Below are 21294 nucleotides of genomic sequence, written 5' to 3' on the forward strand. Positions count from 1 at the left end.
ATCAATTCTATATAGTTATAATTATACTGTGTTTTCTCCGAAAAATAAACCCTCTTTCGAGGGATTAATTGACTGAAATCAAAAATATTTTTGCTCTTAACTAGTTATAAATTTTGCGGAATTTACGCTCCTAGGGTGGGGATACGAGGTTGTATGAATAAAAAAAGTGCACTCAAACACGCCTTTCCCAAAACTACATGGACCTGCCCCTTCAAAAAAACTGTAATTATTACCAATGTGAAATCCGCGAAATATATACTGTGCAGGTCAAATGGAGTGCCTTGGCACAACCATGCAGTCAAATATTTGTAGGTGCTTCTGCGTGATTTCGGAGAGCAGAGGCGTGATGCCCTCCCCGGACAACATCTGAATGTTCATCAGTTCGCTTAGCAACTACTTACTTAAGCGAATACTGTTCGTAGAGCCTTGGATATTAATGAGATGGTCAGCCCCTGTACAGCGAGGCCTTACTCGCGGTGACCATCCAGCATGAAAACTGTAGTGGAAAACAAAAAGAGCGCCCCTGCTTCTCAGAACACAACCCCGCCCGGGGTTATAACTGAGGTATCCGTTACCAAGGAACGCTCCGCCATGAATTTTACCCTCACAAACAATCCCGCTGCTGTCATCGGCATCGGCCTTGCCAAAACTCACTGTGATATCGTTGGTTTTACAAGAACAGGAAAATAGACCTGAGGCTGCTCCGTATTTCGAAGGAAAACCTGCTGGAAAGGCTTGCGAACATGCCCCGGGGCTCCGTTTTGATGCATGCCTTCGGTGGGGACCACAGCTTCCGCAAATTGAAAGCGCTGTGGCACGACGGACGCCTTCCGATCCCCAAGGATGTGAAGCGCATACGGTGCGCAGACATCAGAAGAACAACATGCTTGACGCCGCCTGCATCGCCTGGGCCTGGTAAAATCCGGGCCTCAGCTTTGTGGTCCCGAAAAACGTCCGCACCCCCCTTTTAGCTGCGTTTGGCCTTTCGAAAAGCAGCTATTTCTACCAGAAGGCCGCAGTTGACAAGCCGGACAAGTACAAAGAGGCCAGAGGTCTGATCTTTCAGCTGTTCACAGAGAATTACCGCAGCTATGGCTACAGGCGGCTGTGGTGGCTTCTGAAGCGGGCTGGCATCCGTCTTTCTGAGAAAGTAGTTCGTCGGATCATGCGGCAGGATCGACTTTACGTGTATACGCCGAGGAAAAGGAAATATTCGTCCTATCGCGGAGAACTGACGCCTGAAGTCCCAAACATCGTGCAGAGGAAATTCCACGCTTCCACCCCAAACGCACTGTGGCTGACGGATATCACTGAGTTCGCAATTCCCGCAGGGAAGGTCTATTTATCTCCAATTATCAACTGCTTTGACGGGATGCCAGTGGCCTGGACCATAGGAACCAGCCCAAGCTCGGATCTGGCCAACCTGATGCTTAAGAAAGCAATCTCAATTCTGAAGGCAGGAGAACACCCGGTGATTCATTAGGATCGTGGGTGCCATTATCGCTGGCCTGAGTGGATCTCTCTGACCCAGCACGCGGGCCTTGTCCGATCCATGTCCCGAAAGGGGTGCAGCCCGGACAATTCCGCCTGCGAAGGCTTTTTCGGGAGGCTGAAAAACGAGATGTTAATGAGATGGTCAGCCCCCTACGGCGGGGCCTTACTCGCGGTGACCATCCATCATGAAAACTGTAGCTGAAAACAAAAAGAGCGCCCTTGCTTCTCAGAACACAACCCCGCCCGGGGTTATAACTGAGGTATCCAAAACCAAGGAGCGCTCCGCCATGAATTCTACCCTCTCAAACAATCCCGCTGTTGTCATCGGCATCGACCTTGCCAAAACTCACTGTGATGTTGTTGGTTTTGACAAAGATCGGAAGATAGCCCTGAAGCTGCCCCGCATTTCGAAGGAAAAGCTGCTGGAAAGGCTTGCGAACATGCCCCGGGCCTCCGTTCTGATGGAGGCCTGCGGCGGAAGCCACTGCTTCGTCCGCAAGGTGAAAGCGCTGGGGCACGACGGACGCCTCCTGAACCCCGGGGATGTGAAGCGGATCAGATGCGGACATCAGAAGAACAACATGCTTGATGCCGCCTACATCGCCTGGGCCTGGTACATTCCGGGCATCAGCTTTGTGGTCCCGAAAACCCAGGCGCAGCAGGATCTCCAGTCCCTGCAGCGCATCTATCAGGGCTACATGAAGACCCGCATAGAATTCGGAAACCGAATTCACGCCCTGCTGCTCGAATATGGTTTAAGCAGTCCTCAAACCAGCCGGTTCATAGCCGAACACCTGCCGGAGTTCATAGAGACGCATACGAAAGATCTGACGCCTTTGGCCGAGGAAGCCCTCCTGATGCTGCGGGACTCCTGGCTCGAGGCCTCTGAATGGGAGAAAAAGGCCGGACAGAAGTATGACGAACTCGTGCGTGCAAACGAGGACTCGAAGCGTCTGATGACAATTCCGGGCATTGGCCCCAAATGCGCCGGCGCTCTCCTCACGCACTGCGGGGAAGCCTCCCGCTTCCGCGACAGCCGGCAGTTTGCGGCGTCTCTCGGCCTTGTGCCCCGCCAGAACTCGACCGGAGACAGGGACACCCTGGGCCACATTACGAAGAGAGGGCCGAAACACCCCAGATCCATGTTAGTTCAGGGGGCCGCGGCTTTGATGATCATGGCTGACAGGCTCGAGGGAACTCTTGGCGAATGGGTCCGGAAGATCAAGGCGTCCGGAAAGAAATACGGCGTCAAGGTCTGCGCCATCGCGGCAAAGCTCGCCCGCATCGCCTGGAGAATACTCTGTGAGAAAGGCATGGAATACAGGCCTCAGCCTATCAAAGCCGGCAGATCGAGGGCTGCGGCTTAAGTCGGAGAGCAGCTAAGAATATTTTCTCAGGACCACGAAGGCCAATGTTGTAGTGACGATCCGGCTCAAGGCGGCGGGAAAACGCAGGAAAATGCAATAGTTCAAGTCTATGAAACTGCGTTTTTTATAGTGCGCTCCCGCCGCACCCGAATATCACTAGGCGGCGAGGAAGAGAAAACCTTCCTCATGACGACCGCGGACGTATTGCTGTGAAGCCTCCTCATCACACGAAGAGCTGGCGCTACAAGTGCATCGGCAGGAATGGTTATGGGAATCAGGTTGTGGCGGCAGATGAAATTCGACGCTCGCCGCCGCGATAATGGGTGCGCGCAAGTGTTGATCATGCGCGCACTGGTGCGGCGGCTCGATGCTGATTCTTCGATTTGAGCTTTTTAATTGAGATTTTTAAAGTTGGGGCATGCTTGCGCATGCCCCGTTAGGGAAACTACGCCTCAACAGTTTGGGCTGACCACGTATACAACAGGAGCTGGGAAGGCGTCACGCTGGAAAACTTTATCAATCACCTCGAGGCGTACATGCGCTGGTACTGCCGAAAACGAATCAAGGTTTCACTAGGTGGACTCAGTCCCCTGGAGTTCCGTCAAAGGCGGGTTTTAGTACATTAATTTGGTCCAGAAAAACGTCCGCATCTCCTCCCCTGGGGGGCAAATCGACATACGCTTGACAATCCAGAAAAACGTCCGTATCCCCTTTCTGTGTGAAAGCAATGGTCAGGCATATTATGATACTCGATTACATCTAGGTTTTTGTCCGCGTCTCCTTCGATTCATTCGTCGCATTATTGTAAAATCAACCATACAAACAACCTATATGCTATTTACATAATACTGTAGTATAACTATTTTTAATCAGTAATTCAGCTGTTGTTCAGCAAAACAGAGTTAGCCTTCGGCATGAATTGCTCTATTAATTACTTTTTTAATATAGTTGCAGATTATCATCAAATTCTCGCCGTGTATAATACATTGTTACTTTTCTAAAAGACAAGGAAATTCAAATTGAAAAAATTATTTTTTACTTGGTCAGGCATGGGAGATAATCTTGTCTTATTAGCCGCAGCCTACAATTATTTTAAACTAACTGGTGAAAAAGCTATCATTGGTACAAATTTTAAGAACTTAACTAAACTATGCCCTTATGTTGAAGCTATCGATTGGTTTACTTTCAATAAATTGAACAGCAATGAAGGATCGAAGCTTATAGAACAGGCTATGGTTGAAGATTTAGAGCCAACGTTTATTACTGCTAGCAGTTATAAATATCTTGCTCCATCTTTTAAAAATAATGTTACTTGTTGGCCAAGAAAACATATGATTACCACATATTGTGAAAGAATGGGGCTGTCTGGAGAAATAGAAATAAAGATACCATTAGACTTCGGTTTCCCAATAAAAAATAAAGAAGATCAATATATATGTATTATGACGGGCGGGCTCCAGAACTATAAAGCTATTCCTTGTGAAATTATGCAACCTATCATAGACTATTTTTCAGATAAAGTTTCTTTCGTTCAGCTCGGCGGGAAAAAAGATAGATTATTAAAATCTGTAAAGGATTGCCGCGGTTTAGATATTTTAGACTCTTTAAGATTATTAAAGAATTCATTATTTTTTATTGGTGGTGTAGGGGGCTTGATTCATTTAGCAAAGGCAGCAAATTGTAATTCTCTAGTTCTCCAGTCAACCGGAGAACCTATCAGTTGTACATTTTATAAAAATAATATACTAGTCAAAGCTATAGACTATTGTGATTTATGCGCAAAAAATTTAAGAGATCCTCAACATCAACCGTGTTTTTATAATTACAAATGCGTGCGAAACATTAAAAGTTCTGACATTATTAAGGCTATAAAAAATAATTTTGATAAATTATCAACACGCTCTAATATTATTCAAACAGAAATAGCCGAATCCAATCCTGCCAATAAACTTGAAGACTTTTTACATTCAAAAGCTACACTATGGTGTGATCAAGCTTTTTACAGAGACTGATTAAAAGGTGAGAAAATGAAAAAAAAATTAGCTTATTTTTTAATTTGCTCTGATAATATTATTTTTGCAGCAGGGAATGTGGCATTAGGATTAAATAAGTATATGCCACATAAAGAGTTTGACATAGTCATATATCATACAAAACTTCAAACTCAAAATATAAAAGCATTAGAAAAAATTCCACGCGTAATTTTGAAGGAATTTAGTTTCGACCCTTCTTTCCAAAAATTTATGCTGTCTGATAAAGGATTACCAAAAAACGGTAGATGGACTAATCCTAATTCTTTACTAACAGCGGCCCATTTTGAAATTTTTAATCTTCTAGATGAATATAAAACAGTCATTTGGCTTGATTGTGATATATGTGTACAAGGCGACATATCTGAATTAGAGAAATACGGACCGATCGGACAAGCAAAAGACTTAAATTGGAATACAGTATGGACAGTTGGTGATCAGTTCATTAAACCCGTTCCTGGTTATGACATGGAACGGGACAGCCACATAAATGCCGTAATGGTCGTCAACGATGATCTCCCAAACTATAAAGATTTAGCTGCTTACTGCTATTCTCTATCTATGAAATGGGCTAATCATCTGAAAAATTTAGACCAAGCTGTTATTCAACTGCTTTACCAAGATAAAAACATCAAACCTAACGAATTTTCTTGGAATGAATTCGTCTGCCACGCTCATCATGGCTATGCACCTTTAGCTAAAATGGTACATTTTGGTACTAATCAAAAGCCATGGAATAATCAATTACTGCTTCAATCATATCCGGAATGGTTCAGAAATCATTTAGAATGGCTTGCTTTAGGAGGAACTGATTTTGACAGGTCTAATATTTCAACTGTAGGAATTTGGTTCGATATTGCAAATAATTATAAAAAAATAAATGAATACCCTTCTTTATCTAACACCTCATTAAACAAAAATATTGTTGATACTTTCCGCATCAGTATTTTTAAAATAATACCTATTTTTACGAAAAAAATAGAACAAACTCGTATTAAAACAAAAATTTTAGGTATACCTTTTCTCTACATAAAATATCTGACTCCAAATAAAGTATTTTTTACTATTTCTTTATTCAAGATTATTGAATGGAGAAAAGCTCCAGAAGAACGTTCTTTACGAATTTTTAACATTCCCTTGTTAAGAATTAAATCGTATGCAAAAGCTATCTGATTTTTAAATAAAAAAAGTTTCAACGCTATATGCGTTGAAACTTTTTTAAGAAGATTTATTTTTTTTGATATTGAAGCTCAAAATTCCAAGAATCTCTACACATATCATTTAAATCCCTTTTCGCAACCCAATGTAACAAAGTATGGGCCAAGGATGGATCACACCAATTTGCTGCTATATCTCCAGGCCGTCTTGGCAAAAACTTATATGGTATTTTTTTCCCACTTGCTCTTTCAAAGGCATGAATAATATCTAGAACACTATATCCTTTACCACAGCCTAAATTAATGGCTTTCCATCCTAAATTTTTAACTATGTAAGGAATAGATAAAGCATGGCCTTCTGCTAAATCCATAACATGAATATAATCTCGGACCCCAGTTCCATCTAAAGTTGGATAATCTGAACCAAAAACTCGAACATAAGGCAATATTCCATGCGCAACTTTAGCTACATACGGCAAAAGATTATTAGGAATACCATTTGGATTTTCACCTATTAATCCAGATTCGTGAGCACCGATAGGGTTAAAATATCTTAAACATACCGCACTAAATAAATGATCTGCCGCGCAAATATCTTTTAAGATCTCTTCGATCTGAAGTTTTGTTCTCCCATACGGATTTGAAACACCTCCAGTAGGTGAATTTTCTGTTAAAGGCAATTTATCTGGAATACCATAAACAGTAGAGGAAGAAGAAAAGATTATTCTTTTTATCTTTTTTTCATTCATTGCTCTTAATAATACTAAAGTTCCATTGACATTGTTCTCATAATACTTAAGTGGTTCTTTGACTGACTCAGCTACGGCTTTTAAACCCGCAAAATGAATAACAACATCAACATTAGCTAAAGCCTGCAGTAGCTTTTCTTTATCTCTAATATCCCCTTCAATCGTTTCTGGTCTTTTCCCTGCAATTTTGCTTATTTGATCAATTACTGATGGTTGAGAATTTGAAAAATTGTCATAAATAACAACTTCATAGCCAGCTTTTAGCAACACAACTGCGGTATGAGAACCGATAAATCCTGCACCGCCTGTTAAAAATATCTTCATAACAAGAACCTATCGTTTTATAATATTCAAATATTATATATCATTTTATGTGTTACCATTAAGCGCTAAACACTTATTCGTGAACCATATCAGTTCATATTTTTTATTATGATATGAATTTGATATTTATATAAATTATTTTTAAATATCATAACAATGGCTTCGGTAAAAGACAAGATCACATCGATTCAATATATGCGAATATTTGCTATGCTAGGAATAATCGCTTTTCATTTTACAGATCATAGTCCTGTTGATTTTAATTCATTACATTCTATTAGTTTAAATTGGTGGTTTTTTGCGATTGCTCGTATGGGAGGCGGAATTGGAAATTGTGTTTTTGTTTTAATTTCAGGATTTTTGCTTTGTAAAAAAAATAAATTAAATTTAAGTCACCTTTTTTCTCTTTATTCAATTGTTTTATTTTATTCTATTTTTTCTTATTACATTTCCGCACACTTGAAATTTGTTCCTCATGGACTTTTTTCACAATTTTTCCCAATAATAACAGCTAAATATTGGTTCATGAGTACATATTTTTTGTTAATTATTTTCGTTCCATTCATTAACAGTATTTTGTTAAATTTTAAAGATAAAATATTAAAATTAATACTCTTAATTTTTTGTATTTCTTCTATTATTCCAACCTTTACTCTTCAAAACTACTTTAATATAAATAGCAAAATTGATATCTTCATTCTTCTTTATTTAGTTGGTGGATTTATAAGAATATATATTTATGAACAAAAAATAGAATATCTTATAAAATATAGAAAAGTTTTAATATTTTTAGCTTGCCTTATTTTTTCATTAATTTTATTTTCTGAGTTCCTTTTTGCTAAATATACAAAAAGCATTTCTCCAGATTTTTTTATATGGACAGTTGAGAAATCACCTATCATCATTCTAACTGTATTGTTATTTTCGATCTGTATTACACTAAAGCCAAAACTTCCATCTTTTATTGACTTACTATCACAGAAATCTTTTCCCGTTTATCTTATCCACTGCGGCATGCTTTATCCAATATTTTTTAGGCATTTGTTTAACCCTGAAAATTTTTTTGATAAAAATTATTTTATTATATGGTATGTATTTGCAACAGTGTCTATCTATTTTATTTGTTTTGTTATAGATATCATAAGAAACTTCATATTTAATAAATTATATTTGTTGAAGGGAATTTTTCTGATTAGTAAATAAAATAAACTACTTTCTTTTATAGTTTACTAAAATTTTTCTTGCATATCTTGCACCAAAGAAATTACAATGAATAAATTTGCAAGAATTAAAAATTTTAGTTATTGTAAAATATCTAATATTGAAATTAGAATACGAATAAAAAGGAAAAATTAACAGAATGTCCTCATCACCCGTAACGGTACTTCCTTTCTTAAGAGATGGAGATGGAGTTGTCTCTTTTGAAGATTGTGGAATAAGGTTGGATTTTGGTCGCCAAAGGCTAACTATGTCTGACCTTAACCGATTAATTTCTTTTGCTGAAGATAGGAAATTAATGGAAAATTTCTTATCTATGATGAATGGTAATTTAGTAAACCGTACTGAAAATAGGGCAGCACTTCATACAGCATTACGTTCTCAAACCGCCAATGCCCCTCACTATCAAGAAATAAATCAAGCTAAACAGAAAATGTTTTTGTTTGCCAAAAAAATTAGATCTGGAGAATTAAAAGGCTGTAAAGGAGATAGTTTTACTGACATTATTAATATTGGAATTGGCGGTTCAGAGGTGGGCCCGAAAGCTTTGTACCATGCATTTCATGAAGTCAATCCTAAAATTCAGATTCATTTTCTATCCAGTGTAGATGGAATTATTTTTGACAGAATCGTTGGTACAGTTAACCCTTACAAGACTTTGATCATTGTTTCTAGTAAAAGCTTTAAAACTAGAGAAACTCTAGTCAATGCCGCAGAAATAGATAAATGGCTTCAGGAATCTGGTATTAAAGGAACAGACAGAGCTAAACATATTGTGGTTGTATCAGCTAATCCTAAGGCGCCAAATATTTTAAATTTACCAAAAGAAAATCTTTTCCCTATGTGGGACTGGGTGGGAGGACGATTTTCAGTCTGGGGATCTGTCGGCCTTCCAGATGTCATTGCTTTAGGGCCAGAAATTTTTAGCGAATTCCTAGCTGGTGCATATGATATGGACTGCCATGTCGCTAATTCCCCCCTAAACAGGAATTTTGCCGCCCTTTTAGCATTAATTTCTTACTGGAATGCAACTCGATTAGGGATTATGCTGCAATGTATTTTGCCATATGACGAAAGGCTTCGGATGTTTGTTTCTTGGGTTCAACAACTAGAAATGGAAAGCCTTGGTAAATCTCGTCAAACTAACGGAATGCCAGTGATTGGTAGTACTGGACAGGGCGTGTGGGGAGGACACGGCGACGAGTCTCAACACTCTTTTTTCCAGTGGCTTAGGGAAGGAACAGGTAAGACTAGTGTCGATATTATCTGGTGTGAAAAACCAGGGCACAATCATTCAGTACTGAATAAAGTTCTTTTATCTAACGCTAGAGCACAAGCAGAGGCATTGGTCGCTCGAGACCCCCTAACACCATACTTTAATGGTGTAACAACGATCGCAATTGATGAACTAACCCCACGCAGGCTTGGCTCTCTGATGGCAATGTATGAGCACAAAACTACGATGTTGGGAGCCTTGTTTGGCATTAATCCTTTTGATCAGCCAGGGGTCGAATATGGGAAAAAACTTTCATTAGTTGCTGAAAATAACCCCCACCATCAGTAAGCCTCTGCAATTGGATAAAAAGGTTTACACAACGAGGAGATGCCCGAACCAATATTGGAGCGGGAGACGAGTCTCGAACTCGCGACCTCAACCTTGGCAAGGTTGCGCTCTACCAACTGAGCTACTCCCGCAATTTGATGTGGAGGCGCGAGGCGGAGTCGAACCGCCGTCTACGGATTTGCAATCCGGTGCATGGCCGCTTTGCTATCGCGCCGTCCTTGCTTTCTATTTCTAGAAAGTGGAGCGGGAGACGAGTCTCGAACTCGCGACCTCAACCTTGGCAAGGTTGCGCTCTACCAACTGAGCTACTCCCGCATGAGATTTGAAATTTTACCAATTTCTCTTCTTTTGTCAAGATAGCCTGTCATCAAATCTACACAACATAAAGCGGTTCATCTCAGATAACCAAGCTTTAATTTTTTCCATAACCAGTACTTCAGCTAATTTGCCGTTTCAATTCGCTTCGTTTGGTTTTGGGGATATTCCCAAAGTACCATCAATAACAGTCACGCCATTGTTCTATGCATATGGCTACATCCTTTAAAAACATGGAATTTTTGAATTAGTTCTTCGTAGGGGCAGATTAGAAATTTCTAATTTTCTTAAAAAAATTCAGAACGCTCTATCCGTGAGCTGAACGGGCTTATCGTTCTGTCAATCGACTCTATAATTGAAATATCTTGACGATTTCGACTTTAAGGCATGACTCTGACCAGACGGCAACTGCTGACTTTTGCCCTGACAGCCGCAATACCCGGGCTGCCTGCGATCGTTTGCGCCCAGGTGTCGGACTTGAGCCTCAAGTCGCAGCAGTCAAGCGAGTCTCTTCCCTACTCTTCCCTTGAAGAGGTGCAGGCCTATATCGAAGAAACGTCAGCCGCGACCCAGCTGCCTAAAAACTTCATCGCTGACACCCTGGATCTGGCCACCTACTCTCCGCGGGTCGAGCAGCTGATGACCCCGAAGCCCAAAGCGGCGGGCGCCGCCCCCCGAAGCAACTGGGCCGCGTACCGCCGCCGCATGGTGAATCGGGCGAGGATCCAGGGCGGATGCCTCTTCCTGGATGAAAACGAACAGGCTTTCTCCGATGCAGAAGACCAGTTCGGAGTGCCGCGCGATTTTGTTGCCGCAATCATCGGCGTTGAAACGGTCTACGGGCGCAATCAGGGCGGCTTCCGGGTGCTGGACGCCCTCTGCACCCTATCTTTTGACTACAAACGGCGGGCCGACTATTTCCGCAAAGAACTAACCGAGTTTCTTCTTCTGGTCCGCGAACAGAATCTGGACCCCACTTCCGTTCTCGGGAGCTTTGCCGGCGCCATCGGCATGGTGCAGTTCATGCCCTCATCGGTGCGAAAGCTCGCAGTCGACTACGACCATGACGGAAAGATCGACCTGGTGAATTCGCCGGCTGACGCCGTGGGCTCCGTGGCGAACTATCTGGCAAACAGCGGCTGGGTGCGGGGCCTGCCCGCCTACTTTACCTGCACGCCCGAAACCGGCGCGAATCTTGGCCTCGTAAAGGGAGGCATTCAGCCCAACACCACGCTGGGCGAGGTGCTTAAAAACGGCTTTGTGCCGGATCTTGAAATCGATCTTCCGGATGACGAGCCGCTGCTTGTCGTCAATCTTCCCACCAAGGACCCGGACGGGAACCTCATGACGGAATACCGCCTGGGAACCCGCAATTTCGCAGCCATCCTTTCCTATAACCGCAGCTATTTCTACGCGAGCGCCGTTGCCGATCTGGCCCAGGAAATAGAAACGGCCTCCATGGACAAGGAGGCCTCGGAAATGGCGCAGAGCTCTTCGGCAGCGTCATGACCGGCCCGCAGCGGCCGGCCCCGAAGATTCGGCTCAGACAATCTTCAGTTCAAAAGTTCCGACTCCTGAAATCCCGCCTTTGAGGACGTCCCCCTTCTGCACCGGACCCACACCGGCCGGCGTCCCTGTAAAGATGATGTCACCGGGCTTGAGCTCCCAGTACTTCGAGAGGTGCGCGATGAGCTCCGGCACCGGGAACATCATCTGAGAGGTCGATCCGCTCTGACGCTTCTCATTGTTGACATAGAGCCAGATCTCCAGATTGTCCATTTCCGGAGTGCGCTCAATCGGGCGCAGCTCGGTCACGGGAAGCGCGTCATCGACCGTCTTGCCCTTTTCCCAGGGCTGTCCTTTTCCCCGCAGTGCGAGGTGCAGGTCGCGGCGGGTGAAGTCGATGCCGACGCCAAAGCCATAGATGCAGGCCCGGGCCTCCTCCGCCGACAGGTTCCGGCCTCCCGCCTTCAGCGCCGCGACCAGCTCGATCTCATGCTGGAAATTGCTGGTTTCCGGCGGATACGGCACTTCGGCCGTCCTGCCTGAGACCATCGGCACCACGGCGTCCACCGGCTTTAAAAAAATGACCGGTTCGTCCGGAGCGGAAAGCTCCCTGTTGTGCTCCGCATAGTTATGTCCGATGTGGTAGACGCGGTGAAGGGGAAAATACAGATCTTTTTCGCCTTCTATCGGCAGCACGGCCTGAGCGGGCGGTGCAAAAAGAAACGGCATGGCAGACTCCTCAAGGAAGACAACTGCATTTTAACGGCTGCGGCGCGAAAGAAAAACGCCGGAACCGCGCACAGATCCGGCGTCAGAACTTTCCCCGCGCAGCCGCGGCTTTTACTCAGTGCGCTCGGGCCTCACCGGGTTCGGCTTTCCCCTCCACCACAGCCAGGCCTGGTAGACATACCCCGAGACCGAATAGATGCAGAAGATGATGAAGACGGAAAGCGATGTGTTGCTCGAAATCAGAATAAACAGGACGGCGGCCACAAGCAGGAACCAGAACGGCACGGTCTTTACGACGGCGAGGTTCTTGCCGGAGAAAAAAGGCGCGTTGCAGACCATCGTGAGGCCCGCGTACACCGACAGGAAGGCCGCGACCCAGGGCAGGGCGTCCACGATCCAGGGCGGCAGCCTGTTGTCCACCGCGAGCCAGACGAACCCCGCAATGAGGGCTGCGGCCGCAGGGCTCGGAAGCCCCTGGAAAAAGCGCTTGTCAACGACACCGACATTCGTGTTGAAGCGCGCCAGCCTCAGCCCTGCGCCCAGGCAGTAGATGAACGCCGCGGCCCAGCCGATTTTCCCAAGTCCGGAGAGCGCGAACTGGTAGATCACGATCGCGGGAGCCACGCCGAAAGCCGTCATGTCCGCGATTGAGTCGTACTGGACGCCGAACTCGCTTGCGGTATGGGTGAGGCGGGCGACGCGTCCGTCGCAGCCGTCAAAGAGCATGGAAAAGAAAATGGCGAGAGAGGCGACGTCATAGTGCCCGCCCAAAGCCTGAACAATGGCGTAAAAAGCGCAGAAAAGCGATGCGGTCGTAAAGAGATTCGGCAAAACATAAATCCCCCGGGTCCGCACCATATTGATGTTGCGCTTGCCGATTTCAGTCAACGGGACACGCTGGCCTGGAACACGTTCATTGGGCATCTTGAGATTCTTTTAAATCTAAAAATTAAACTTAAAAAACACTATCAGAGTCCCGCAGCAGAAAGCCGCCTGCGGGACGGATCTGCCTCGGCCTTAGCGGACCTCCGAGTCTTTTGGGGCCTTCGGCTCCTGAGACTCCGGAGAAGCGGCAGCCCCGGCTGCGGGCTCCTCTGCTGCGGCCGCAGCGGCGCTCTGTCCGGAGGCGCCGCTTTCCCCGGCAGCGGCAGGCTCAGCCGCTGCTGAAGCAGCTTCGGTTTTCCCCGCATCCACCACAATGGTCTCGGCGGGGGCCTCGGGCTTTGCCTCCTCGCCGCCTGTGATCCTCACCTCCGGCTCGGGGGCGGGCTCGACGCCTGCCGGCTCGTCAAGAACTGCGAGAACGGTGGTTGTTGCCCAGACTTTTTCGCCAATCACCACTTTCGGATGGGCGTTGAGCGGCAGATACATGTCTACGCGGCTCCCAAAACGGATGAAGCCGTAGCGGTCTCCGGCCTTGAGAACGTCACCCTCCTTCACGTAGTTGAGAATCCGGTGCGTGACGAGCCCCGCAATCTGGACAAACGTGAGCTGATTTCCATCGGAGGCGCGCACCACGAGACCGCACTGCTCGTTTTCGGCGCTTGCCTTGTCCAGCGATGCGTTGAAGTATTTTCCGGGCCGGTACACCTTCTTCAGGACCGTGCCGTTCACCGGAAACCTCTGGCTGTGGACGTTAAAGAGATTCATGAAAACGGCGATCAGAAGCGAGACCTGCCCCGTATAGGGATCGACTGCTTTTTCCACCTTGAGGACCCGGCCGTCAACCACCGAGAGCACCAGCTTCTCGCCCTGCGGAATCTCACGGGCGGGATCTCTGAAGAACTGAAGCACCAGAACGAAAAGCGCCCAGCAGATCAGGGACAGGAAATCCCAGTCAAGAGCGGTCACGACAAGTGCGACAAGACCCGTGCCCGCGATGAAGGGCCAGCCTTCCTTCGCGATGAAAGGATGGGGATAGATGCGCTTATCCATGTAAAGACTCCAAGGACAAAAAAGCACTAATGTTGGGGGATCATTTTAACAGCCCCGGTGCGGGCGCACATTCAGGCGGGCCGCTCCGGGAAACCCGTTCTACTTCCGCACCTCAGGCTTCTCCCCGATCGAGAAGACCGCAGAAGCCGTGAGCTCGACATCCGACTGGCCCGGGGCGAGATCAGGCGCCGGATTAGCCGCGCCCTCGGCCTTCGCCATCGCCATCATTCGGACCGGCCGATAGAGAACGGGGCCTCCCGTCGACCCGAAGTTCACTTTCTGCAGCTTCACTTCGGAAGCGGGCAGGTTCATCGAGCGCGCGATGACCGAGGCTCGGTCGGCGAGCTCGCGCAGGGCGTCAGCCATCAGCTCCCTGCGGTTTTGGCGCGAGGCGCCCTTGGAGACCTGGAAGGAGAGGCCCGAGAATTCAAAGTGCGGGGTGGCCGCCTCAATGAGCGAGCCCGCCCGCGAGGGGTTGCTGAGCCTTACCGCCACGCTCTGGCGCGAGGTCCAGGAAACGATCTTCGGGGCTTCGCCCGGCTTTCTCTGGCTGTAGTTCGCGTTCGTGTAAAGCTGCCCGGTCTGGAACTCGGCCTCCGAGGACGGAACGGAGCCGCGGATGGCGCGCATCGCGGGGGCCATCGCTGAAAGGAGCTTGTCCTGAGCCTCGCGGGCCGTCCTGGCCTGGCGGGTCAGCGAGAGAGTGATCACCGCCTCGTCGTTGGCCACCGGCCGGGTGACGGTGACCGAGCAGGAGATTTCAGCGCCGCGCGCGGGCGTAAGAACCGGCTGCGCCGCAGCGGGCAGCGAAATCGACAAAGCGGCGGCCGCCGCGATCAAACTTGCCTTCCAGGCCATATTCGTGCTCCAAAAAACAAAAAGGAAGCGTCCCGCGCCGTCCCCCGGCGCGCTCGAGACCCGCTTCATAAGGAGAACACTTTACTCTGGAAAACAAAAAGATCCGGAAGCCTGCGCCCCCGGACCTGAAACAAAACGTGTCCGGGGAGCCCGAAGGCGGTCCCCGGAGCGCATTTTTTCAACGGCTTAGTTCTTGCTCTTGTCGACCAGGCGGTGCGCCGTGATGAAGGGCATCATGGCGCGCAGCTTCGCGCCCGTGGTCTCGATGGGATGGCGGGCAGTCTGGGCGCGCATCGAGCGCAGCACCGGGTAGCCCAGGGCGCACTCCTCAAGGAAGGCCTTGGCGTAGACGCCGCTCTGGATGTCCGCAATGCACTTTTCCATGGCAGCCCGGGCCTCGGGGCCCACCACCTTCGGGCCGGTCCAGTACTGGCCGAACTCGGCGTTGTTCGAGATCGAGTAGTCCATGTTGGCGATGCCGCCCTCGTACATGAGGTCGACAATGAGCTTCATCTCGTGGAAGCACTCGAAGTAGGCCATCTCAGGCGCGTAACCAGCCTTCACCAGCGTCTCGAACCCGGTCTTCACGAGCTGCACCAGGCCGCCGCAGAGCACCGCCTGCTCGCCGAAGAGGTCGGTTTCAGTCTCCTCGCGGAAGGTGGTCTCGATGATGCCGGCCTTTCCAGCGCCGTTGGCGCTGGCGTAGGACAGCGCGAGATCCATGGCCTTGCCGGACTTGTCCTGGAAGACGGCGACCAGCTGCGGAACGCCGCCGCCCGCCTTGTAGGTGGAGCGGACCGTGTGGCCCGGGGCCTTCGGGGCGATCATGATGACGTCGAGATCCTCGCGGGGGATCACCTGGCCGTAGTGGATGTTGAAGCCGTGCGCGAAAGCGAGGGCCGCGCCCTGCTTGATGTTGGGCTCGACCTGCTCGCGGTAGACCTTGGCGATGTTCTCGTCAGGGATCAGCATCATCACGACGTCCGCGCCCTTGACGGCTTCCTCGACCGGAGCGACCTTGAGGCCTGCGGCGGTCGCCTTCTTCCAGGAAGCGCCGTTCTCGCGCACGCCCACCACGACATCGACTCCGGAGTCATGGAGGTTCTGGGCATGTGCGTGGCCCTGAGAGCCGTAGCCGATGATGGCGACTTTCTTTCCCTTGATGATCGAAAGGTCGCAGTCCTTGTCGTAATAGACTTTCATGTAAGTATCTCCTAAGGGGCGCAGCGCCCCCCGCCAGATGGTCCGGTTTCCCGGCCCGAAAAAAGAAAAGAAAAAACGGTCAAACTTTAAGAATATGCTCGCCCCGGCCGATGCCGAGAACGCCTGAACGGACGGTCTCCAGCACCTGCTTGGGATCGATCGCCGCGAGGAAGGCGTCGAGCTTGCCCGAGTCGCCGGTGATCTCGATCGTGAAGGACTTGTCGGTCACGTCGACGATATGGCCGCGGAAGATGTCCGCAAGCCGCATCATTTCATCGCGCTCCCGCCCTGAGGCCCGGACCTTCACGAGCATCAGGTCGCGCTCGGCGTACGGAGCCTCGGTGAGGTCGACCACCTTGAGCACTTCGATAAGCTTGTTCAGGTGCTTCGTGATCTGCTCGAGCAGGTCCGCATCGCCGTGGCTCACGATCGTCATGCGCGAGAAATCGGGCCTTTCGGTCGGCGCGACCGTAAGGCTGTCGATGTTGTAGCCGCGGGCGGAGAAAAGCCCCACCACGCGCGAGAGCGCTCCCGCCTTGTTTTCCAGGAGCACGGATAGGACATGGCGTTCGCTGGTCATTTGGCTCCCTCCCGCAGAATCATGCTTGTGAGGCCTTCGCCCGGCCCCACCATGGGGATCACAGGCTCGTCGCGGCTGATGTGTACGTCGAGCACGCAGCAGTCGTCCCTGTGGGTCCCGAACGCATCGGAAAGCGCTGCGTCGAGCTCCTGGTAGGTTTTGCAGCGGTAGCCCACGTGGCCGTAGGCACGGGCGAGCGCAACGAAATCGGGCTGCGGGTCGAGCGTCGTCTCCGAGAGCCGCCCTCCGCAGTAAAGCCGCTGCCAGACCGCGACCATGCCGAGGTATCCGTTGTTGAAGATCACGATCTTCGGGGCAAGACCGTAGCGCTTGCAGGTGATGAGCTCCTGGATGCACATCTGTATCGACCCGTCGCCCGTGAAGCAGACGACCGGGCGGTCAGGCTTTGCGATCGCGGCCCCGACCGCGGCGGGCAGCCCGAACCCCATCGTGCCCTGTCCGCCGCTTGTGAGAAACTCACGCGGGCGATCGAGCTTCAGGTACTGGGCCGCATACATCTGGTGCTCGCCCACATCGGTCGTATAAATGGTGCCTTCGGGGGCGGCCGCCTGCGTGTGCTCGACCACCGCCTCGGGCATGATCACGTCGCCCGTCTTCGGGTAGTCGAGGCTGCGACGGGAGCGCCACTCGTCGATCTGGTTCCACCAGGGAGCGAGCTGCTCGGTGTCGGGCTGCGCGTTTTCCTCCTCGAGCAGCCGCACCATGTCCGCAAGCACCGAACGCACGTCGCCCACGATCGGGATATGCGCGGTCACGCGCTTTGAAATCGAAGAGGGATCCACGTCTATGTGGATCACCGTGCGGGGCAGCCGCTCGAAATCCTTCACGTCCGAGATCAGCCGGTCTTCCAGCCTGGAGCCGAAGTTGATGAGGACATCGCAGTTTTGCAGAGCGAGGTTCGCCTCGAGCGTCCCGTGCATGCCGGCCATGCCAAGGAACTTGCGGTCCGTGCCGCGGAACCCACCGAGCCCCATGAGGGTTGAGATCACGGGCATGCCGGTGAGGTTGGCGAAGCGGTTCATGAGATCGGCTGCGTTTGAGAGAATCACGCCGCCGCCCACGAGAATGAGCGGCCGCTGGGCATCGAGAAGCGCGGCGAGCGCCTTCTTGATCTGCCCTGAGTGCCCTTTCACGACAGGCTTGTAAGTGGGCAGGCTCACTTTCTCGGGATAGCGGAAAACGCACCTCGAGGTCTGGAGGTTCTTTGGAATGTCAATCAGCACCGGGCCGGGACGGCCCGTGGTCGCAATGTAAAAGGCCTTCCTAATCGTCTCGGCGAGTTCCTCGACGCTTCGCACGAGGAAGTTGTGCTTCACGCAGGGGCGCGTGATGCCCACCGTGTCGCACTCCTGGAAGGCGTCGGTCCCGATCATGTCGGTGCCCACCTGGCCGGTGATGATCACCATGGGGATCGAGTCGCTGTAGGCGGTGGAAATGCCGGTGACGGCGTTCGTCGCGCCGGGGCCCGAGGTCACGAGCAGCACGCCCGGTCGCCCCGTGGCACGCGCATAGGCATCGGCGGCGTGCGCCGCGCCCTGCTCGTGTCCCGTGAGGATGTGCCTGAATTTGTTCTGCTTGAAAATCTCGTCGTAGATCGGAATCACCGCTCCGCCCGGGTAACCGAACACTTCGGTCACGCCTTCGGCCGCAAGGGCCCGACAGACGATTTCAGCCCCCGTGATGGGGGCGTCGGCTCGACTCTGAGCCGGCTCGCTTGCGTTCATGAATTCGTTCCTTTCAAATTCGGGAAATGAATTTGTCTGGAGGACCTGCTTCCGGCTTGTGGCCAGAAAACGGTCATATCACCAATGCTTCGTCAACGCGGCCCGGCCCGGTAAAGACGGGAAGATGACGCTGGATGGCTTTTGTCAGAGCCAATGTTTAAAAATATACACTTTCCGACAATGAAAAAGCAAATACTGTCAGAGCAAAGGGAAAAGGCCGCGAAAAACTTATGGGCTATGAGAGGGCCTGGCTAAGCGGCTTTGCCGCGCAATCAGTTCAGCGGGGCTGTTTTTTGAGGAGGAGAAAGCGAAACAACCGCTTCCGGGAAAGAGCCCCTCGCCGGGCGCAGGCAGAGGAGGCTTAGGGCAGACCCGACCTCTGGCCCAGCTTCTCTACCGTCAAAAGCTGGGATGTGTCGCCGGGCTGCCCCACTTTTCTTCAAAGAGGGTTTGAGACCTCGATCAGGTTGCCGTCGGGGTCCCGAAAATAAATTGACAGAAGCGGTCCCTGCGCGCCTGTGCGGCGAACGGGCCCGAGTTCGAGCTTCCCGCCGCAGGCCTCAAGCGCTTCCTCGACCCGCTTCAGGGGCGAGCGCGTGAGAAAGCACAGATCTGCCGAGCCGGGCGTGGGTTTCGCTGCAAAGGGGGCGATTTCCGCTCCCTTTCTGTGCAGATTGATTTTCTGGCTGCCAAAGCCAAGGGCGAGCCGCCCGTTTCCAAAGACCATGCGCCTCATGCCAAGCACGCGGCAGTAAAAGCGCACGCTCGCTTCCGGATCCGCCACCGTAAGCACCAGATGATCCAGGCTGTCCACGACGGCCGGGCGCTGCTTCTCAGGCTCGCTTTCCACTTCTTTTTTCTCCCTGAAAGCCGCGCCCCTGAGCGGCGTTCCGCGCTCAGAGGCGCTAGGGCCAATATCGGAGCGGGCGCGAATCAGTCCTCTTCGGCCTTCCGCGCCTTGTCGGCTTCCTTGGCCTCCCGTTTTTCTGCTTCCAGCTTTTCGAGGTAAGCCTCGTCGATGTCGCCTGTGACATAGTGTCCGTCAAAGCAGGAGCAGTCGAAGTCAGGAATCGACGGATTCATGTCCGAGAGGGCTCCGCGCAGTCCGTCGACGCTCTGATAGACCACCTTGTCCGCCCCGATAATGCGGGCCACCTCGTCCTCGCCCTTGCCGTCGCCGCAAAGCAGCTCCGAGCGGGTCGGCATGTCAATGCCGTAGACATTGGGGAAGCACACGCGGGGCGCCGAAGAGGCGACATAGACCTTCTTCGCCCCCGCGCTTCGCACCATCGCCACGATCTCGCCCATCGTCGTGCCGCGCACGATCGAGTCGTCGACCAGCAGTACGTTTTTGTCGCGGAATTCGACCGGCATGGCGTTGAGCTTCTGGCGGACGCTCTTTTTACGCACGGCCTGGCCCGGCATGATGAACGTGCGGCCCACATACCGGTTCTTGATGATCCCCTCGCGGTAGGGCAGGCCCAGCTTCGCAGCCAGCTGCTGCGCGCAGGGACGAGCCGAATCCGGGATCGGGATGACAACGTCGATGTCCTTGAGATTGATCGAGCGGGCCACTTCATCGGCCAGATACTCGCCCAGGCGAAGCCTTGCTCCGTATACGCTGATGCCGTCCATTACGCTGTCGGGCCTTGCGAAGTACACGAGTTCAAAAGCGCAGGGCGTGAGCTTCGGATTGTCCGCGCACTGGCAGCGCGACATATGCCCCTGCATGTCGATCCAGATCGCCTCCCCCGGGGCGATGTCGCCGTCCATCGTGAAGCCCGTGCCGATCAGCGCTACGGACTCGGAAGCGACCATGTATTCGGTGAAGCCGCGCTCGTTCACGTAGGAGCCGAAGCAAAGCGGCCGGATGCCGTTCGGGTCGCGGAAAGCGAGCAGCCCCTTGCCGGCAATGAGTGCGATGCAGGCGTAGCCGCCGCGGATGCGGTGATGGACGCCGCGCACCGCCTCGAACACCTTGTCAGCCGTAAGCGAAGAACCCTGCACCAGACGGCTGATCTCGTCGGCCAGCACGTTGAGAAGCGCCTCGCTGTCGCTGGAGGTGTTGATGTGGCGGTGATCCTTTTCGTAAAGCTCCTGCTTGAGCGCGGTCGCGTTGGTCAGGTTGCCGTTGTGCGCGAACATGATGCCGTAAGGAGCGTTCACATAAAAAGGCTGCGCCTCATCCGAAGAAGAGGAGCAGCCTGCGGTGGGATAGCGTGTGTGCCCTATGCCCGCGTTGCCCTTCAAGTTGCGCATATTGCGGGTTCGGAACACCTCGTTCACGAGTCCCAAAGCCTTGTGATGGTGGAAGGTGAGCCCGTCCAAAGTCGCAATGCCCGCCGCGTCCTGCCCCCGGTGCTGCAGAAGAAGCAGCGCATCGTACAGACGCTGGTTGACAGGAGAGTCAGAAACCATTCCCACAATGCCGCACATAACTTGTCGAGCCCTCGAAAGGTAAAAGAAGAGAACGCCGCTCATTTTAACTAAAAATCGCGACGGATCTTTGGCATTTGGACG

General features: G+C 50.8%; 16 protein-coding genes, 3 tRNA genes and 3 pseudogenes. 9 read left to right on the top strand and 13 right to left on the bottom strand.

What is annotated here, in order from left to right; translation table 11 throughout:
• The first annotated feature begins 489 nt into the window (after positions 1-489).
• From MAF45_RS02780 to MAF45_RS02805, 6 genes and pseudogenes are all read left to right on the top strand, one after another.
• Positions 490-690 (top strand): hypothetical protein, encoded by a 201-nt coding sequence (locus tag MAF45_RS02780; RefSeq protein ID WP_237978034.1) that lies wholly within the window; start codon positions 490-492, stop codon positions 688-690.
• Positions 691-964: 274 nt separating this feature from the next.
• A pseudogene (locus tag MAF45_RS02785) lies at positions 965-1624 on the top strand (IS3 family transposase); the annotation flags it as partial.
• A 157-nt stretch (positions 1625-1781) separates the two neighbouring features.
• Entirely contained in the window at positions 1782-2861 is a 1080-nt protein-coding gene (locus MAF45_RS02790; RefSeq protein ID WP_237978035.1) for an IS110 family RNA-guided transposase, read from the top strand.
• 482 nt (positions 2862-3343) lie between these two features.
• Positions 3344-3487, top strand: a pseudogene (locus tag MAF45_RS02795) (IS3 family transposase); the annotation flags it as partial.
• A 393-nt stretch (positions 3488-3880) separates the two neighbouring features.
• The gene (locus MAF45_RS02800; RefSeq protein WP_237978036.1) at positions 3881-4873 is read left to right on the top strand and encodes a glycosyltransferase family 9 protein; all 993 of its coding nucleotides are present in this window, start codon (positions 3881-3883) and stop codon (positions 4871-4873) included.
• A 15-nt stretch (positions 4874-4888) separates the two neighbouring features.
• Positions 4889-6064, top strand: coding sequence for a glycosyltransferase (locus tag MAF45_RS02805; RefSeq protein ID WP_237978037.1), 1176 nt, complete (start codon positions 4889-4891; stop codon positions 6062-6064).
• Positions 6065-6119: 55 nt separating this feature from the next.
• Here MAF45_RS02805 and galE read toward each other — a convergent pair whose 3' ends face one another.
• A complete protein-coding gene (gene galE, locus MAF45_RS02810) occupies positions 6120-7121 on the bottom strand; it encodes a UDP-glucose 4-epimerase GalE (RefSeq protein WP_237978038.1) in 1002 nt (333 codons plus the stop codon).
• Positions 7122-7277: 156 nt separating this feature from the next.
• Here galE and MAF45_RS02815 point away from each other — a divergent pair, with 156 nt between their 5' ends.
• The gene (locus MAF45_RS02815; RefSeq protein WP_326520667.1) at positions 7278-8324 is read left to right on the top strand and encodes an acyltransferase family protein; all 1047 of its coding nucleotides are present in this window, start codon (positions 7278-7280) and stop codon (positions 8322-8324) included.
• Positions 8325-8481: 157 nt separating this feature from the next.
• Positions 8482-9903 carry a phosphoglucose isomerase-related protein gene (locus MAF45_RS02820; protein WP_237978040.1) on the top strand — a complete coding sequence of 474 codons (1422 nt, stop codon included), beginning with the start codon at positions 8482-8484 and terminating at the stop codon, positions 9901-9903.
• Between the two features lie 55 nt (positions 9904-9958).
• Here the strand turns inward: MAF45_RS02820 and MAF45_RS02825 are convergent.
• The 3 genes from MAF45_RS02825 to MAF45_RS02835 all read right to left on the bottom strand — a co-directional run bounded on the left by MAF45_RS02825 (position 9959) and on the right by MAF45_RS02835 (position 10218).
• A tRNA-Gly gene (locus MAF45_RS02825) sits at positions 9959-10034 on the bottom strand.
• Positions 10035-10043: 9 nt separating this feature from the next.
• Positions 10044-10117, bottom strand: a tRNA-Cys gene (locus tag MAF45_RS02830).
• A 25-nt stretch (positions 10118-10142) separates the two neighbouring features.
• A tRNA-Gly gene (locus tag MAF45_RS02835) sits at positions 10143-10218 on the bottom strand.
• A gap of 387 nt (positions 10219-10605) precedes the next feature.
• Between MAF45_RS02835 and mltB the strand changes: the two genes are divergently transcribed.
• Complete coding sequence (mltB, locus tag MAF45_RS02840; protein WP_237978041.1) at positions 10606-11727, top strand: lytic murein transglycosylase B; 1122 nt, start codon at positions 10606-10608, stop codon at positions 11725-11727.
• Positions 11728-11760: 33 nt separating this feature from the next.
• Here the strand turns inward: mltB and MAF45_RS02845 are convergent, their stop codons facing one another.
• From MAF45_RS02845 to purF, 9 genes and pseudogenes are all read right to left on the bottom strand, one after another.
• Entirely contained in the window at positions 11761-12453 is a 693-nt protein-coding gene (locus MAF45_RS02845) for a fumarylacetoacetate hydrolase family protein (protein ID WP_237978042.1), read from the bottom strand.
• Between the two features lie 111 nt (positions 12454-12564).
• Positions 12565-13311, bottom strand: coding sequence for a CDP-alcohol phosphatidyltransferase family protein (locus MAF45_RS02850; RefSeq protein WP_237978226.1), 747 nt, complete (start codon positions 13309-13311; stop codon positions 12565-12567).
• A gap of 429 nt (positions 13312-13740) precedes the next feature.
• A pseudogene (locus MAF45_RS02855) lies at positions 13741-14388 on the bottom strand (phosphatidylserine decarboxylase); the annotation flags it as partial.
• Positions 14389-14487: 99 nt separating this feature from the next.
• Positions 14488-15246 (bottom strand): SIMPL domain-containing protein, encoded by a 759-nt coding sequence (locus tag MAF45_RS02860; protein ID WP_237978043.1) that lies wholly within the window; start codon positions 15244-15246, stop codon positions 14488-14490.
• A gap of 186 nt (positions 15247-15432) precedes the next feature.
• Entirely contained in the window at positions 15433-16449 is a 1017-nt protein-coding gene (ilvC, locus tag MAF45_RS02865; protein ID WP_237978044.1) for a ketol-acid reductoisomerase, read from the bottom strand.
• Between the two features lie 79 nt (positions 16450-16528).
• Positions 16529-17029 (bottom strand): acetolactate synthase small subunit, encoded by a 501-nt coding sequence (gene ilvN, locus MAF45_RS02870; protein WP_237978045.1) that lies wholly within the window; start codon positions 17027-17029, stop codon positions 16529-16531.
• A complete protein-coding gene (gene ilvB, locus MAF45_RS02875) occupies positions 17026-18774 on the bottom strand; it encodes a biosynthetic-type acetolactate synthase large subunit (protein ID WP_237978046.1) in 1749 nt (582 codons plus the stop codon). The genes ilvN and ilvB overlap by 4 nt, the downstream gene beginning before the upstream one ends.
• A 439-nt stretch (positions 18775-19213) precedes the next feature.
• Entirely contained in the window at positions 19214-19624 is a 411-nt protein-coding gene (locus MAF45_RS02880) for a VOC family protein (protein ID WP_237978047.1), read from the bottom strand.
• A gap of 83 nt (positions 19625-19707) precedes the next feature.
• Positions 19708-21210: an amidophosphoribosyltransferase gene (gene purF, locus MAF45_RS02885; RefSeq protein ID WP_237978048.1), complete on the bottom strand. Its 1503-nt coding sequence runs from the start codon at positions 21208-21210 to the stop codon at positions 19708-19710.
• Positions 21211-21294: the final 84 nt, after the last annotated feature.

The organism is Mesosutterella porci, from assembly GCF_022134585.1.
In the GTDB taxonomy this organism is placed as follows: Bacteria; Pseudomonadota; Gammaproteobacteria; order Burkholderiales; family Burkholderiaceae_F; genus Mesosutterella; species Mesosutterella porci.